This is a genomic window from Mangrovicoccus ximenensis (assembly GCF_003056725.1).
Classification (GTDB): domain Bacteria; phylum Pseudomonadota; class Alphaproteobacteria; order Rhodobacterales; family Rhodobacteraceae; genus Mangrovicoccus; species Mangrovicoccus ximenensis.
In genome coordinates, this window is record NZ_QBKZ01000004.1 from 257,030 (window position 1) to 272,723 (window position 15,694).

12 protein-coding genes and 3 pseudogenes are annotated in these 15,694 nt (G+C 67.6%); 9 read left to right on the forward strand and 6 right to left on the reverse strand.

Translation table 11 applies throughout. The features are described 5' to 3' along the window. The first annotated feature begins 37 nt into the window (after nt 1–37). Nucleotides 38–1,075, forward strand: coding sequence for a rod shape-determining protein (locus C7T91_RS10385; protein WP_108259162.1), 1,038 nt, complete (start codon nt 38–40; stop codon nt 1,073–1,075). A gap of 45 nt (nt 1,076–1,120) precedes the next feature. After that, nucleotides 1,121–1,864, forward strand: a pseudogene (mreC, locus tag C7T91_RS10390) (rod shape-determining protein MreC); the annotation flags it as partial. Nucleotides 1,865–2,080: 216 nt separating this feature from the next. Here the strand turns inward: mreC and C7T91_RS10395 are convergent. Then, nucleotides 2,081–2,692, reverse strand: a complete 612-nt coding sequence (locus C7T91_RS10395) for a LysE/ArgO family amino acid transporter (protein WP_108259163.1) — start codon at nt 2,690–2,692, stop codon at nt 2,081–2,083. A 97-nt stretch (nt 2,693–2,789) separates the two neighbouring features. Between C7T91_RS10395 and C7T91_RS10400 the strand changes: the two genes are divergently transcribed. The 6 genes and pseudogenes from C7T91_RS10400 to C7T91_RS10425 all read left to right on the forward strand — a co-directional run bounded on the left by C7T91_RS10400 (nt 2,790) and on the right by C7T91_RS10425 (nt 8,077). Continuing rightward, on the forward strand, nt 2,790–3,824 hold the full coding sequence (locus tag C7T91_RS10400) for a LysR family transcriptional regulator ArgP (protein ID WP_108259164.1): 1,035 nt from the start codon (nt 2,790–2,792) through the stop codon (nt 3,822–3,824). After that, complete coding sequence (locus C7T91_RS10405; RefSeq protein ID WP_108259392.1) at nt 3,821–4,327, forward strand: DUF3291 domain-containing protein; 507 nt, start codon at nt 3,821–3,823, stop codon at nt 4,325–4,327. The genes C7T91_RS10400 and C7T91_RS10405 overlap by 4 nt, the downstream gene beginning before the upstream one ends. 4 nt (nt 4,328–4,331) lie before the next feature. Continuing rightward, a pseudogene (nuoG, locus tag C7T91_RS10410) lies at nt 4,332–5,517 on the forward strand (NADH-quinone oxidoreductase subunit NuoG); the annotation flags it as partial. Next, nucleotides 5,514–6,386, forward strand: a pseudogene (locus C7T91_RS10415) (ABC transporter permease); the annotation flags it as partial. The pseudogenes nuoG and C7T91_RS10415, both read left to right, overlap by 4 nt. 15 nt (nt 6,387–6,401) lie before the next feature. Further along, nucleotides 6,402–7,322, forward strand: coding sequence for a sulfite exporter TauE/SafE family protein (locus C7T91_RS10420; protein WP_108259166.1), 921 nt, complete (start codon nt 6,402–6,404; stop codon nt 7,320–7,322). Further along, nucleotides 7,319–8,077, forward strand: coding sequence for a TIGR02186 family protein (locus tag C7T91_RS10425; protein ID WP_108259167.1), 759 nt, complete (start codon nt 7,319–7,321; stop codon nt 8,075–8,077). The genes C7T91_RS10420 and C7T91_RS10425 overlap by 4 nt, the downstream gene beginning before the upstream one ends. Nucleotides 8,078–8,498: 421 nt before the next feature. Here C7T91_RS10425 and C7T91_RS10430 read toward each other — a convergent pair whose 3' ends face one another. The 5 genes from C7T91_RS10430 to C7T91_RS31550 form a co-directional block, all read right to left on the reverse strand. Further along, a complete protein-coding gene (locus tag C7T91_RS10430) occupies nt 8,499–10,067 on the reverse strand; it encodes an ATP-dependent DNA helicase (RefSeq protein ID WP_108259168.1) in 1,569 nt (522 codons plus the stop codon). A gap of 41 nt (nt 10,068–10,108) precedes the next feature. Continuing rightward, the gene (locus C7T91_RS10435) at nt 10,109–10,750 is read right to left on the reverse strand and encodes an acyl-homoserine-lactone synthase (RefSeq protein ID WP_108259169.1); all 642 of its coding nucleotides are present in this window, start codon (nt 10,748–10,750) and stop codon (nt 10,109–10,111) included. A gap of 94 nt (nt 10,751–10,844) precedes the next feature. Then, nucleotides 10,845–11,498 (reverse strand): helix-turn-helix transcriptional regulator, encoded by a 654-nt coding sequence (locus C7T91_RS10440; RefSeq protein WP_236638153.1) that lies wholly within the window; start codon nt 11,496–11,498, stop codon nt 10,845–10,847. 495 nt (nt 11,499–11,993) lie between these two features. Beyond that, the gene (ccrA, locus tag C7T91_RS10445) at nt 11,994–13,286 is read right to left on the reverse strand and encodes a crotonyl-CoA carboxylase/reductase (RefSeq protein WP_108259171.1); all 1,293 of its coding nucleotides are present in this window, start codon (nt 13,284–13,286) and stop codon (nt 11,994–11,996) included. Between the two features lie 77 nt (nt 13,287–13,363). Further along, nucleotides 13,364–13,561 carry a hypothetical protein gene (locus tag C7T91_RS31550; RefSeq protein WP_145962842.1) on the reverse strand — a complete coding sequence of 66 codons (198 nt, stop codon included), beginning with the start codon at nt 13,559–13,561 and terminating at the stop codon, nt 13,364–13,366. 150 nt (nt 13,562–13,711) lie between these two features. Between C7T91_RS31550 and C7T91_RS10450 the strand changes: the two genes are divergently transcribed. Next, a complete protein-coding gene (locus tag C7T91_RS10450; protein ID WP_108259393.1) occupies nt 13,712–15,679 on the forward strand; it encodes a protein meaA in 1,968 nt (655 codons plus the stop codon). The last annotated feature ends 15 nt before the right edge of the window (nt 15,680–15,694 follow it).

A 15,694-nucleotide genomic window follows, 5' to 3' on the forward strand; every position in this document is an offset into this window, starting at 1 on the left:
GCAAGGCATACACGGGCAGCACACAGGACCTCTGCGCATGGGACTTTTCGGCGGACTGTTTTCGTCTGACATGGCGATCGACCTCGGCACGGCGAACACGCTGGTCTACGTGAAGGGGCGCGGCGTCATCCTGAACGAACCCTCCGTGGTCGCCTATCACGTCAAGGACGGCGTGAAGAAGGTTCTGGCCTATGGCGAGGACGCGAAGCTGATGCTCGGCCGCACGCCCGGCTCGATCGAGGCGATCCGGCCGATGCGCGAAGGCGTGATCGCCGATTTCGACGTCGCCGAAGAGATGATCAAGCATTTCATCCGCAAGGTGCACCGCCGCACGACCTTCTCGAAGCCGAAGATCATCGTCTGCGTGCCGCATGGCGCAACCCCGGTCGAGAAGCGCGCGATCCGCCAGTCGGTCCTGTCGGCCGGCGCCCGCCGCGCCGGCCTGATCGCCGAACCGATCTCGGCCGCCATCGGCGCGGGCATGCCGATCACCGATCCGACCGGCAACATGGTCGTCGATATCGGCGGCGGCACCACCGAGGTGGCGGTCCTGTCGCTCGGCGACATCGTCTATGCGCGCTCGGTCCGCGTCGGCGGCGACCGCATGGACGAGGCGATCATCAGCTTCCTGCGCCGCCAGCACAACCTGCTGATCGGCGAGGCCACCGCAGAGCGGATCAAGACCACGATCGGCACCGCGCGCATGCCCGATGACGGACGCGGCGCGTCGATGCAGATCCGCGGCCGCGACCTGCTGAACGGCGTGCCGAAGGAAATCGAGATCACCCAGGCGCAGGTCGCCGAGGCGCTGGCCGAACCGGTGCAGCAGATCACCGAGGCGGTGATGAGCGCGCTGGAAGCCACCCCGCCGGACCTGGCCGCCGACATCGTCGACCGCGGCGTGATGCTCACTGGGGGCGGCGCGCTGCTCGGCGACCTGGACATGGCGCTGCGCGAGCAGACCGGCCTGGCCGTTTCGGTCGCCGAGGAATCGCTCAACTGCGTGGCGCTCGGCACCGGCAAGGCGCTGGAATACGAGAACCTGCTGCGCCACGTGATCGATTACGACAGCTGACACCTGTAGGCTGGCCGGAGGCAGCTCCGGCCCGGGAGGTCCGGCTTGGCACAGGACAAGGACAGCAGCGCAACCTACATCCGTCCGATCAGGCGCATCCTGGTCGGGCTCCTGGTGCTGTGCCTGCTCGGCATTTTCCTGTTCTGGCGGATCGACAGCCCGCGCGCCGAGCGGCTGCGCATGGCGGTGATTGACGAGCTGGCGCCGCGCTTCGCCTTCGTCACCGCGCCGGTCACCTGGGCGGGCAAGATCGCCGAGGATTTCCAGTCCTACAACCGGCTCTGGGAGCAGAACCAGCAGCTCCGGCGCGAGCTGCAGCAGATGAAGGCCTGGAAGGAGGCCGCGCTCCAGCTCGAGCAGAAGAATGCCAAGCTCCTCGACCTGAACAACGTGCGGCTCGATCCGAAGCTGACCTATGTCAGCGGCACGGTGCTGGCCGACTCGGGGTCGCCCTTCCGCCAGTCGGTGCTGATCAATATCGGCGCGCATGACCGGATCCGCGACGGCTGGGCGGTGATGGACGGGCTCGGCGTGGTCGGGCGCATTTCCGGCGTCGGCCAGGACATTGCGCGGGTGCTCCTGCTGACCGACTCGAACTCGGCCGTGCCGGTGACCATCCAGCCCTCGGGGCAGAAGGCGCTGCTGCAGGGCGACAACTCCGTCGCGCCCTTCGTCGAATTCCTCGAAAGCGCCGAGCTGGTGCGCCCCGGCGACCGGGTGGTGACCTCCGGCGCGGGCGGCGTGCTGCCGCCGGGGCTGCTGGTCGGCCAGGTGGCGCAGACCCCGGACGGGGCCAGCGCCAGGTCCAGCGCCATCAGCGCCGCACCGGCGCGCAGGGCCGCCGAGTCCGGCGTCAGGGGATCGTCGCGCTGCGCCCAGCGGGGCAGCTTCACCGCAATCCGCGGCGCGGCAGGGGGGAGAACGCGGGACTTTGCCATGCCGCCATTCTGGCACGGAGCGGCGCTTGCATCCAGTGCTTTCGCAGCGAAGCGCCGCCTCTTTCGGTCACGCCCCGAGCAGCAGCTTCAGCGCGATCGCCCACATGACGACGGCAATCCCCGCCTCCAGCACCCGCCAGGCAGCGGGATTGGCAAAGACCGGGCGCAGCCAGGCCGCGCCATAGCCGAGCGTGAAGAAGAACAGCACCGAAGCGGTGATGGCGCCCGCGGCGAAGGCGGCTTCGTATCCGGGGAACTGGGTGGAGATCGAGCCGAGCAGCATCACCATGTCGAGATAGACATGCGGGTTGAGCCAGGTGAAGGCGAAACAGGCCGAGAGCGTCACTCCCAGCGGCGCGCCGGCCGTTCCCGCCGCAGCCATCAGCGAGGCAGCAGGTCCGAAGGCCGCGGCAAGGCTGCGCGCGCCGTACCAGGCCAGGAAGGCGGCCCCGCCATAGCGCATCGCCGGGGCGACGGCGGGCAGGAGTTCGACTATGCGGCCGAAGCTGGTGACGCCGATCGTGACGAGGATCGCGTCCGACACCGCGCAGGCCAGGCATGTGGCGAAGACATGCTCGCCGCGCAGGCCCTGGCGCAGCACGAAAGCGTTCTGCGCGCCGATGGCGACGATCAGGCTCAGCCCCATGGTGAGGCCCGCGAGGAAAACAGATTGGATCATGACGGGACCTCCGCTGGAAAACACCGGCTTGCCCTAGCCCTGCGGTCGTGGATAAGACCAGTTAAACCGCCTAATCCTGATGAAGCCTGTCTAATCCGTGATCGACTATTCCGCCGCCCGCGCCGTCGCCATGATCGTCCAGACCGGCAGTTTCGAGGGCGCGGCGCGGATGCTCGGGGTGACGCCCTCGGCCGTCTCGCAGCGGGTCCGGCATCTGGAGGAACGGCTGGGCGCGGTGCTGATCGAGCGCGGAACGCCCTGCACGCCCACCGAAAAGGGCGCCCGGCTCTGCCGCCACATGGAACAGGTGGGCATGCTGGAGCACGAGCTGCTGGGCCAGCTGCCGGGGCTGGCCGGGGAAGCGCCGCTGCCGGTGACGCTGGATGTGGCGATCAATTCCGACAGCTTGGCGACCTGGTTCCTGGCCGCGGCCGCGCCCTTTGCGGAAGAGACCGGCTATCTGCTGAACCTGCTGATCGACGACGAGGACCATACCGCCGACTGGCTGCGCCGCGGCCGGGTGCTGGCGGCGGTGACGACGCTGGAGCGGCCGGTGCAGGGCTGCCAGGTCAAGCCGCTCGGGCGGCTGCGCTATCTCGCGGCAGCGAGCCCGGCCTACATGGCGCGGCATTTCCCGGAGGGCGTGACGCCCGAGGGGCTGGCCCGCGCCCCGGCACTGACTTTCGGCCAGAAGGACCGGCTGCAGCAGGCCTGGATGCAGGACTGCTTCGGCACGGTCCCGGCGGTGCCGACCCATTGGCTGCCCTCGTCGCAGGGCTTCGTCGAGGCCTCGGTGCTGGGCCTCGGCTGGGGGCTGAGCCCGGAACCCCTGCTGCGCGGCCATATCGCCGCCGGGCGGCTGGTCGAGCTGGTTCCGGGGCGGGATTTCGAGCGGCCGCTCTACTGGCAGGTCTCGCGGCTGGCGGCGGAGCGGCTTCGGGGCGGCGTCACTGCCGAGGTGGTGGACGGCCGCGCCGCGCGCCGCGGCGGGCAGGTCCCGGAGGCGGGCAGCCTCCTGGTCTTCCCCTCCGACGTGCCTGCGGGCGCCTATCTGCTGAACCGCGACGAGCTCTGCCGCTTCGGCAGCCGGGCGCGCGCAGGCAACAGCCGCATCGGGAGCTTCCTGACATGACCGCGCAACCGCCCGGAACCCATCTGGCCCAGCTCAATATCGGCCGTCTGCTGGCGCCGACCGACGATCCGCGCGTGGCCGAATTCATGGCGGCGCTCGATCTGGTCAACGGCATCGGCAAGCGCAGCCCCGGCTTCGTCTGGATGATGGAGGGCTCGGGCGAGCCCGGCACCGGCAATACCGAGGCCAAGATCGGCGGCGACCCGCAATCCGTGTCGAACCTGACCGTCTGGGAAGATGTCGGGTCTCTGGAACATTTCGTCTACAACACCGTGCACAAGCGGTTCTACGACCGCCGCGCCAGCTGGTTCGAGCTGATGGCCCGTCCGCATTTCGTCATGTGGTTCGTCCCGGAAGGGCATCGGCCGCCGCTCGGCGAGGCGCTGGAGCGTCTGGCCCATCTCGAGGCGCACGGGCCGACCGACCATGCCTTCGGCTGGTCCCACCTGAAACAGGCGCAGCTCTGGAAGACCCGGGCCTGCACCCCAATCGCAGCGGAGTAATGCCATGTCGGATCTGCGCACCATCATCATCGACGGCACCGAGGTCGAGGTCGACCCGGCCCTGACGCTGATCCAGGCCTGCGAGCAGGCGGGGGTGGAGATCCCGCGCTTCTGCTACCATGAGCGGCTGTCGATCGCCGGGAACTGCCGGATGTGCCTCGTGGAGGTCGTCGGCGGCCCGCCGAAGCCCGCCGCCTCCTGCGCGATGCAGATCCGCGACCTGCGCCCGGNGCCGCAACGGCGAGCCGCCGGAGATCAAGACCAACTCGCCGATGGTCAAGAAGGCCCGCGAAGGCGTGATGGAATTCCTGCTGATCAACCATCCGCTCGACTGCCCGATCTGCGACCAGGGCGGCGAATGCGACCTGCAGGACCAGGCGATGGCCTATGGCGTCGACTTCTCGCGCTACCGCGAGCCGAAGCGCGCCTCGATCGACATCAATCTCGGCCCGCTGGTCGAGACCCACATGACGCGCTGCATCTCCTGCACGCGCTGCATCCGCTTCACCACCGAGGTCGCCGGGATCACCCAGATGGGCCAGACCGGGCGCGGCGAGGATGCGGAGATCACGTCCTACCTGAACCAGACGCTCGACAGCGAGATGCAGGGCAACATCATCGATCTCTGCCCGGTCGGCGCGCTGGTCTCTAAGCCCTACGCCTTCACCGCGCGGCCCTGGGAGCTGACCAAGACCGAGTCGATCGACGTGATGGACGCGCTCGGCTCGAACACCCGCGTCGATACCAAGGGGCGCGAAGTCATGCGCTTCCTGCCGCGCAACCATGACGGCGTGAACGAGGAATGGCTGGGCGACAAGTCGCGCTTCGTCTGGGACGGGCTGCGCCGCCAGCGGCTCGACCGGCCCTATGTCCGCGTCGACGGCAAGCTGAAGCCCGCGAGCTGGACCGAAGCGCTGGCCGCCGCCGCCGCCGCCATGAAGGGCAGGAAGGTCACCGGTCTGGTCGGCGATCTCGCCCCGGTCGAGGCGGCCTTTGCGCTGAAGGAGCTGGTCGAAGGCCTGGGCGGCAAGGTCGAATGCCGCACCGACGGCGCGCGGCTGCCGACGGGCAACCGCTCGGGCTATGTCGGCACCGCGGCGATCGAGGATATCGACGCGGCCGAGATGATCCTGCTCGTCGGCACCAATCCCCGGCTCGAGGCGCCGGTGCTGAACGCCCGCATCCGCAAGGAGGCGTCTTCGATATCGGGCTAGAGGGCAAGATGCTGATCGCGGCCTTCTTCTCGGCTGCCGCCGCCACGCTGACCGGCAATGTCTGGCTGGGGCTGATGGCGGGCTGCGCCGCCTCGATGGTGCTGGCCGCGATCCACGGGCTCGCCTCGATCACCTTCCGCGGCAACCAGCTGATTTCCGGCGTGGCGATCAACTTCCTCGCCACCGGCCTGACCGTGCTGATCGCGCAGGACTGGTTCCAGCAGGGCGGCCGCACCCCGCAGCTGGAAGGCGGCGCACGCTTCCAGCCGATCACCCTGCCCTTCGCCGAGACCCTGCGCGACGTGCCGGTCGTCGGGCCGGTCTATTTCGACCTGATCTCGGGGCACACGATCCTGGTCTATCTCGGCTTCCTCGCGGTTCCGGCCACCTGGTACGTGCTGTTCCGCACCCGCTTCGGCCTGCGGCTGCGCGCGGTCGGCGAGAACCCGGGCGCGGTCGACACCGCGGGCGTCTCGGTCACGGGCCTGCGCTACGGCGCGGTGATGATCTGCGGCCTCCTGTGCGGCTTTGCCGGCGCCTATCTGTCGACCGGCCTCTCGGCGGGCTTCGTCAAGGACATGAGCGCGGGCCGCGGCTTCATCGCGCTCGCCGCGCTGATCTTCGCCAAATGGCGGCCCTGGTCGGCGCTCGGCGCCTGCCTTCTCTTCGGGCTGCTCGACGCGCTCGGCAACCGCTTCCAGTCGATCGAGATCGCCGGGATCGCGCTGCCGGTGCAGTTCATGCAGGCGCTGCCCTATATCCTGACCGTGGTGATCCTGGCGGGCTTCGTCGGCAAGGCGATCCCGCCGCGGGCCGGCGGCGAGGCCTATGTGAAGGAACGCTGAGCCGGGAGGGGCCGCATGACGATCTACCTGCCCATCGCCGAGGTGTCGGTGAATGCCTTCCTCCTCCTGGGGCTGGGCGGGATCGTCGGCATCCTCTCGGGCATGTTCGGCGTCGGCGGCGGCTTCCTCCTGACGCCGCTCCTGTTCTTCATCGGCATCCCGCCCGCCGTCGCGGTGGGCACCCAGGCCAACCAGATCGTCGCCTCGTCCTTCTCGGGGGTGCTCGCGCATTTCAAGCGCAAGACCGTCGACCTGAAGATGGGCTGGGTGCTCCTGGCGGGCGGCATGGCGGGCGCGGCCGTCGGCGTGAAGATTTTCGAAAAGCTGACCGAGATGGGCCAGGTCGACCTGATGGTGCAGCTCTGCTACGTGCTGTTCCTCGGCGTGATCGGGCTCCTGATGTTCATCGAAAGCTGGCGGGCGATCCGCCGCTCGAAGGACAAGGCCTACAAGCCCCGCAAGCGCCCCGAGAAGGGCTGGGTCCACACCTGGCCGCTGCGGATGAAGTTCCGCACCTCGGGGCTCTACATCTCGGCGATCCCGGTGGTGCTGGTCGGCGCCTTCGTCGGCGTGCTGTCGGCGGTGATGGGGGTCGGCGGCGGCTTCATCATGGTGCCGGCGATGATCTACCTCTTGCACATGCCGACCAAGGTGGTCGTCGGCACGTCGCTGTTCCAGATCATCTTCGTCGCGGCCTTCACCACGATCATGCACGCCACCACGAACTACACCGTCGATGCGGTGCTGGCGATCCTGCTCCTGATCGGCGGCGTGATCGGCGCGCAGATCGGCTCGGTGATCGCGCTGCGGCTGAAGGCCGAGCAGCTGCGCATCCTGCTGGCCGGGATGGTGCTGCTGGTGTGCTTCAAGATCGCGCTCGACCTGCTGCTGACGCCCTCCGAGCTGTTCTCGATCGCGCAGGAGGTGGTGCGGTGAGGCGGCTCCTCCTGATTCTCGCGCTGCTGCTGCCCCTGCCAGCCCTCGCCGAGGAGGTCGTGCTGGGCCTCAGCCAGGACGAGGTGGCGATCACCGCGACCTTCGACGGCTCGAGCATCCTGATCTTCGGCGCAGTCAAGCGCGAGGCCCCGCCGCCCTCCGATGCGCCGCTCGACGTGGTGATCTCGGTGCAGGGGCCGATCCAGACCGTGACCGTGCGCAAGAAGGACCGGCGCTTCGGCATCTGGGTCAATACCGGCGCGGTGGAGATCGACCAGGCGCCGAGCTTCTACGCCGTGGCCACGACGCGGCCGCTCGCCGCCGCGCTGAGCCAGACCGAGGATCTGCGCCACCGCGTGTCGCTCGACCGGGCGGTGCAGGCGATCGGCGCCGCCGAGGAAGCCGCCGACGCGCCCGCCTATCTGGCGGCGCTGAAGCGGCTCCGGATCGCCGAGGGCAGCTACCTGATCCGCGAGGGCGCCGTCGCGCTCGACGAGGAGACGCTGTTCCGCACCTCGATCCGGATGCCCGCCGACCTGACCGCGGGCAATTACCGGGCACGGATCTTCCTGACCCGCAGCGGGACGGTCGTCGATGAATACGAGACGGTGATCTATGTTCACAAGGTCGGGCTGGAGCGCTGGGTCTACACGCTCGCCCACGAACAGCCGCTGGTCTATGGCGTGCTGGCGCTGATCATCGCCATCGCGGCCGGCTGGGCCGCTTCGGCGGCCTTTGCCATGCTGCGCCGCTGACCTGCCGCATTCCGGCTTGGCCGGAGACGCGGCCGGGCGTGCCCTGTCCGGGCTCCGCCATGCCCCCCAGATTTCAAAGACGGGACGGCCCCTGCCCGCGGCAGTGCTTGCCGCCCGTGCTTGACGATCCCGCACGGCATCCGAGCAGGCCGACGCCGAGACGCCCTGCCAGCTCCTCCGGCTCCTTCCGGATCACCTTTGGCGACGCGATGCCCGATCCCGCGGAAGAGGTCTCCTGCACCGGGATCAAGGCCGGAACGTCCATCTGCGGGACCGTCCTTCTGCTTCCGGAACGCCCGGGCTTCGCGAACGGCATCGGCCACGGATCCCCGGACCTCGCGGGAATTGGCACGGCAAACGCCGAACTCCCGCCCAGAAGGGGCCGGAGGGCCGGTTGAGCCTCACGGAAGAAGCTTTGCCGCTAGAACATGCTCTGCTGTGCCACCTCGCTCCCGGCCTCTGCCGCAGGCTCCTGCGGCAGGGCCATCGGCGGCGGCGGCACCTTCAGATCGGCGGTCGACAGCCCGTCTTTCGGCTTCGCCAGCCGGTAGCGCGTCACCCAATGCAGCCGCTCCTCGGCGCGGGTGATCGCGACATAGGCCAGCCGCTTCCACAGGGGCAGCCCGGCCTCGTTCCGCCCGGCCCGCGCGGCCGCATAGATGTCCGGCGAGAAGACCTGCACCTCGGACCATTGCGAGCCCTGGGCCTTGTGGATCGTCACGGCGGCGCCATGCAGGAAGCTCGCCCCCATCCGCGCGGCAGAAGCGATCAGCGGCTCGTCCTCCTCGGGCTGCTCGATCTTGATGATCGCCGCCGCCGAGACCTGCGGATCGGGCGCGCCCAGAACGTGCAGCCGGGCAAAGCCGGGCTTCTGCCCCGGGCCGAGATAGATCACCTGCGCGCCCTTGATCAGCCCGCGCGCCTCGAGGTCGAGCCGCTTCTTGCGGTGCTTCAAGGGCAGCTCGATGCCGTCGCAGATCAGCGGCTCGCCAGGCAGGAGCCCGTCCACAGGCACATGATGCGCGTTGCGGAAGGCGGTAATCAGCCGGACCCGCGTGTTGTTGCGCCAGCACAGCACCGGCGAGCGCGCCATCAGGTCGCAATCGACGCGCTCGGCCACAACCACGCGGTCGTCGCGCCGCGCGGCCTGCTCCACCATCCGCTCGAACTGGTCGAAGCCGATATCCGGATCGCCGAGCGCATGGGCGAGATCGAGGATCGGGCTGTCGCCCTCCTGGCGGTGGATGCGGCTGAGCGTGACGCGCTCGGGCGCGGGCAGCCGGTCGAACACCATCTCGCCCGACAGGCCGACCGGCGCCAGCTGCGCGGGGTCGCCGAACAGCACCAGCGTCGGGAAGATTTCCTTGAGGTCCTCGAACTGGCGTTCGTCGAGCATCGAGCTTTCGTCGACGAAGCCGATGTCCAGCGGCTCCTCGCGCCGCTTCCAGCCCGAGATGAAGTCCGAGCCGCGCACGCCGACCGCGGCCATGGCGCCGGGGATCGACTGGTGCAGGTCATAGAAGGCCTTGGCCCGGTCCAGCGACTCGGGCGCAATGCCTTCGACCTCGGGCTTGGTCTGGGTCTGGCCCGCCAGCCATTCGGCGATCTGCTCGTATTCGGGGTTGTAGACCGGCGTGTAGAGGATCCGGTGGATCGTCGTCGCGGGCACGCCGCGCAGGCGCAGCACCGAGGCGGCCTTGTTGGTCGGCGCCAGGATCGCCAGCGTGCGGCGTTCCTTGCTGCGCTTGGGCTCGTAATCGCCGCTGACGATGTCGATGCCCATGTCCCGCAGCTTGGCGCAGAGCTGCGCCAGAAGCAGCGTCTTGCCCGATCCCGCCTTGCCCAGCACCGCGATCGCGGAATTGTCGTCGGTGGGCAGCCCGGCCGTCTCGGCATCGAGATCGACCCCGGCACGGGCCAGCGCGGCCGCCACATGGGAAAAGGCGGCTTCCTGATCGGGAGAGAGCGTCGGGGACGGGGTCGGCTGCATGGCCGGACCCTATCCAAGCAGGCGCGGATGTTCCAGCGCGATCAGGCCACCACGAGGCGCGGACGGCCGAGCCGGGCGGCCCGTTCCATGCCCAGATGGTACCAGCTGCGGCTGCGGGCCCGCAGGACGCCTGCCTTGGCCGCCATGCGGTCGGCGACCTCTTCGGAATAGTGCCAGAGCCCGGCAGAGATCGCCTCGCGGCCCTCCCCCGTTGTGCCGAGAATCGCCGGGCTCCAGCCGAGGCGGGCATAGATGCGGACCATGCGCGCATCGAAGACGCCGACCGAGAAGTCGAGCCCCTTGCCCAGGCCCAGCTCCGCCCCGCCCAGCATCAGCGCGGCCGAGACGTTCGGCGCGGCGCCGCGGGACAGGCAGAACCGCGTGCATTCCCAGATACGGTCGTTCTGCAGCGGACGGCCGTTCAGCAGCCCGAGGAAATGTTCGTTGATCATTGTGCGGCCGGAACTCGGCAGGAAGCGCATCGACCCGCCATGGCGGCCGTCGGTTTCCCAGATGACATAGAGCGGATTGAGCTCGTCATACTGGTCGCGCTCCTCGCCCTGGTCGGTGACGGACACCTCCCACCCCAGCCGCGTGCGGAACTGGTCAGCCCGGTCGCGGAACATGGAGTCGCGCAGGGCGGGTTGGGTGTGAAGCTGGTCGGCGTGAAGGAAGTGCAGCATTTTCTAGTCCCCCCAGACATTTGCTATGGGGGAGAGAATTGCCGGCGCCGGATTTCCGAATGGTAGTGGCGCCGTTCCTGCCGTTAACCTTTTGTTAGAGAATTATCAGGCCGTGGCTCAAGGCCAGGGCGACGGCATGAGTCGTGTTCTGCGCCCCGAGCTTCAGCCGGGCCGCCTCGATATAGACCCGCAGCGTATGTTCCGAGATGCCGAGCGTCTCGGACGCCTGGCCGCGCGACTGTCCGTTTGCCAGCAGGCTCAGCGCATCGACCTCCCGCGGCGACAGCTGCCGGGAAATCGTGCGATCCTCCGCATCGTCGAATTCCAGCGCCTTCTGGTTCATGAAATGCGACACCAGAAGCAGGTCGCTCAGATGGTCGCTGGTGAATCTCTGCCAGCTGTCGTCGGCGGCCTTGGCGCTGACCGTGAAAAGGGCGAACTGGCCGTTCGGGCCACGGATCGGCACGGAAAGCCCCTGGTTTCCGACACCGGCGGAGATTGCCTCGCCGAGAAAGCTGCGGGCGGCCTTGCCGCTCCAGTCCAGCTGTTTCCAGTCGACGGGACGGAATTTCTGGTAGCAGCCCTGCACCACCGGATCGATGCGGGCATAGTCCTTCTCGAGATAGCGGCCGACCCAGTCCTCGCCATAGGTAAGGGCCGCATAGGGCTCCCGGGACTGGTTGACGGAGTGATAGACCACGTGATCGACATCGTAATGGTCGCGCAGCAGGAATACGGCATTCTGCAAGTCAGCTTTGCTGCTTGCCTCCTGCAACTTGGCAATCAGGATCTCGAGCTTCCCGTCCATGGTCCACCCCGGCTTCGCGACCCCGATGAGCCGCGAGGTCTGCGGCGGCAACAATCAGAGTGTCGTCCAGCTGTTCAGACAAAGCAAACATGCCGTTCTGCTGAGCGAAACTTCTGAGGTCCGCTAGGACGTCCAACACCCATTCCTGTTGCATTTGAGGATTCCCAGTCTGAGGTTAACGGAAGATTAACTCAACCCTAGCACGAACCGAATTGCCCCGAAAACTCACGGGATTTCCCTCCCCAGAAATGGCGAGGCCGAAATTCTCAACGCATTGATCATGCTCCACCCGCTTTCCGGCACAGTCCCCGCGCGGCTCCGGACAAGGGCTGCACGGGACCGGTCCGGCGCGGGTGTCGCATGGCGGGGTTAACATCGGACGAAGAAAGGGCCGCCCCGGCGGGGCGGCCCTGTTCAATTCCATTAAAATCCGGCTCAGGCCGAGCGGCGCGCCTCCAGCGCATCCTCGAGGGTGCGCAGCCCGGTGGTCGGCGCCTGGACCAGCACCGACATGTTGCCGGGCTTGTGCTGGTTGCGCAGCATCTTCATGTGCGCGTCCGGGATCTCGGCCCAGGGGAAGACCTCGGACATCACCGGATCGAGACGGCGCTCGATCATCAGCTTGTTGGCCGCGGCCGCCTGCTTGAGATGGGCGAAGTGGCTGCCCTGCACGCGCTTCTGGTGCATCCACAGATAGCGCACGTCGAAGGTGCAGTTGAAGCCGGTCGTGCCCGCGCAGATCACGATCATGCCGCCCTTCTTGCAGACGAAGGTCGAGACCGGGAAGGTCGCCTCGCCGGGATGCTCGAAGACGATGTCGACATTGTTGCCCTTGCCGGTGATGTCCCAGATCGCCTTGCCGAACTTGCGGACCTCGTTGAACCATTCCTTGTATTCCGGCGTGTTCACCGTCGGCAGCTGGCCCCAGCAGTTGAAGTCCTTGCGGTTCAGCACGCCCTTGGCGCCGAGCGACATCACGAAGTCGCGCTTGTCCTCGTCCGAGATCACCGCGATGGCATTCGCCCCGGCCGTGTTGATCAGCTGGATCGCATAGGAGCCGAGCCCCCCCGAGGCCCCCCAGACCAGCACGTTCATGCCCGGCTTCAGCTCGTGCGGCTCATGGCCGAAGAGCATCCGGTAGGCGGTCGCCAGGGTCAGCGTGTAGCAGGCCGCCTCCTCCCAGGTCAGGTGCTTCGGCCGGTGCATCAGCTGCTGCGCCTGCACGCGGGTGAACTGCGCGAAGGAGCCGTCCGGCGTCTCGTAGCCCCAGATCCGCTGGGTCGGCGAGAACATCGGGTCGCCGCCGTTGCATTCCTCGTCGTCGCCGTCATCCTGGTTGCAGTGGATCACGACCTCGTCGCCCACCTTCCAGCGCTTGACCTTGTCGCCCACCGCCCAGACGATCCCCGAGGCGTCCGAGCCCGCGATGTGATAGGGCGCGCCATGGCCGTCGAAGGGCGAGATCGGCACGCCGAGTCCGGCCCAGATGCCGTTGTAGTTCACGCCCGCGGCCATCACCAGCACCAGCACCTCGTGGCTGTCGAGCGCCGGCACGTCGACGACCTCCACCTGGAAGGACTTGTCCGGCTCGCCATGCCGCTCGCGGCGGATCGCCCAAGCATACATCTGCTTGGGAACGTAACCCATCGGGGGCATTTCGCCGATCTCGTAGAGGTCCTTCTCGGGCGCTTCATACGCCGCGATCGCCGGGTTGGTGTCGAGAGCCATCAGAGCCTCCTTGATAGAACTGTCGTGCCGCAGTGCGGAAACATGCGTCTCCCGCTCTCTAAGGCTTACTGCGCAACTTAGCAATCATCAAAACCATCTTTTTGAAATTTTATGTCTCCGACGAAGGGCCATATTGCCAAATCAGCCTTCTTGCTGCGCAGCCGCAGCAAAATCCGGGCGAAAGCTCCGCGCGCCGCCAAGTTCGCGTTCCCGGCAGGCCCATATCCTGTACCATAGTGCAGAATCGCGATGTTACGGCTGGACAGAATGGCCACGGCACGGAATTCCGGCAGCCGGAGCAAGCCCGGGGGCCTGCGGAAACTTCGTGTCCCCGCCGCGACGCGGCGAATTGACAGGGACACATTATTCCGACTATCAGGCTTGCGACGCATGATTATTGCTCTGAAATGAATCGCGAGGCCCAGATGACCGACGCACAGAAAGACAAGCCCTGGCTCTTCCGCACCTATGCCGGCCATTCCACGGCAAAGGCGTCGAACGCGCTCTACCGGACCAACCTGGCCAAGGGGCAGACCGGTCTTTCGGTCGCGTTCGACCTGCCGACCCAGACCGGCTATGATAGCGATCACGAGCTGGCGCGCGGCGAAGTCGGCAAGGTCGGCGTGCCGGTCAGCCATCTGGGCGACATGCGGGCGCTGTTCGAGGACATCCCGCTCGAGCAGATGAACACCTCGATGACGATCAACGCGACGGCGCCCTGGCTCCTGGCGCTCTATGTCGCCACTGCCGAGGAACAGGGCGCGGACATCGCCAAGCTGCAGGGCACGGTGCAGAACGACCTGATCAAGGAATACCTGTCGCGCGGCACCTATGTCTGCCCGCCGAAGCCCTCGATCAACATGATCACCGACGTGGCGGCCTATTGCTACCAGCACATCCCGAAATGGAACCCGATGAACGTGTGTTCCTACCACCTGCAGGAGGCCGGCGCGACGCCGGAGCAGGAGCTGGCCTTTGCGCTGGCCACTGCCTGTGCGGTGCTCGACGACGTCAAGCAGAAGGTCCCGGCCGAGGATTTCCCGAAAGTCGTGGGCCGGATCAGCTTCTTCGTGAACGCGGGCATCCGCTTCATCACCGAGATGTGCAAGATGCGCGCCTTCGTCGATCTCTGGGACGAGCTCTGCGCGCACCGCTACCATGTGGCCGACATCAAGTACCGCCGCTTCCGCTACGGGGTGCAGGTGAACTCGCTCGGCCTGACCGAACAGCAGCCGGAGAACAACGTCTACCGCATCCTGATCGAGATGCTGGCGGTGACGCTGTCGAAGAAGGCCCGCGCCCGCGCGGTGCAGCTGCCGGCCTGGAACGAGGCGCTCGGCCTGCCGCGGCCCTGGGACCAGCAATGGTCGCTCCGGATGCAGCAGATCATGGCCTACGAGACCGACCTTCTGGAATACAGCGACATCTTCGACCACAACCCCGCGATCGAGGACAAGGTCCACGAGCTGAAGGAAGGCGCGCGGGCCGAGCTGGCGAATATCGACGCGATGGGCGGGGCAATCGCCGCGATCGAATACATGAAGAGCCGCCTGGTCGAGTCGAATGCCGACCGGATCAACCAGATCGAGAAGGGCGAGACCGTCGTGGTCGGCGTGAACCGCTGGACGCAGGGCGAGCCCTCGCCGCTGATGGGCGCCGACGGCGGCATCATGACGGTCGATCCGGCGGTGGAGGCCGAGCAGATCGAGCGGCTGGAGGCCTGGCGCGCCGGGCGCGACGCGATAGCCGTGCAGGCCGCGCTCGAAGGGCTGCGCAAGGCGGCGGAGACTGGCGAGAACATCATACCGCCCTCGATCGCGGCCGCCAAGGCGGGCGTGACGACCGGCGAATGGGCGGGCGTCATGCGCCAGGTCCATGGCCAGTACCGCGGCCCGACCGGCGTCTCTTCGGCGCCCTCGAACAAGACCGAGGGGCTCGAGGACATCCGCGCCGCGGTCGATGCCGCCTCCGACCGGCTGGGCCGCCGCCTGCGCTTCCTGATGGGCAAGCCCGGGCTCGACGGCCACTCGAACGGCGCCGAGCAGATCGTGTTCCGCGCCCGCGACTGCGGCATGGAGATCGACTATGCCGGCATCCGCCTGACCCCGGACGAGATCATCGCCGCCGCCAAGGAGAAGGAGCCGCATGTCATCGGCCTGTCTATCCTTTCGGGCAGCCATATCCCGCTGGTCAAGGACCTGATGGCGAAGCTGCCGGGCGCCGGGCTGGGCCATGTCCCGGTCATGGTCGGCGGCATCATTCCAGACGAGGATGCCGAAGCGCTGCGCGCCATGGGCGTGGCGCGGGTCTACACGCCGAAGGATTTCGAGCTGAACCGCATCATGTCCGACATCGTGGCGCTGGCGCAGCCGAAGAGCGTCGCCGCCGAATAGCAGGCCCCGGAGCCG